Source organism: Ruminococcus sp. CAG:379 (assembly GCF_000434255.1).
GTDB classification, from domain to species: domain Bacteria; phylum Bacillota; class Clostridia; order Oscillospirales; family Ruminococcaceae; genus Ruminococcus_F; species Ruminococcus_F champanellensis.
Genome location: NZ_FR894917.1, coordinates 287 through 534, shown reverse-complemented (window position 1 = coordinate 534; position 248 = coordinate 287). Strand labels below are relative to the sequence as shown.

Annotated in this window: 1 protein-coding gene; it reads left to right on the top strand. The window is 49.2% G+C overall.

Annotation, left to right across the window (positions count from 1 at the left end; all coding sequences use genetic code 11):
• Nucleotides 1–248 (top strand): GH25 family lysozyme (locus tag QVO51_RS09325; protein WP_288168073.1); only part of this gene is annotated, 248 nt, incomplete at both ends.

The window sequence follows — 248 nt, the reverse complement described above, 5'->3', positions numbered from 1 at the left end:
ATGTGGATGTCCGCTCGAATGGTAAGTGGTACGGCGATGAAGTTCACAGCAACGGCTCTGTGACCGATGATTTTTACAAGTATTTTGCCGCTGATACTGCGGATAAGCACAAAGAGACTGATACTATGAAAGGTATCGATGTGAGCGTTCACAACGGTGATATCGACTGGCAGAAGGTCAAGGCTGACGGCATCGTTTTTGCGATTATCCGCGCAGGCTACGGCAGACTTGCTTCGCAGAAGGACAAG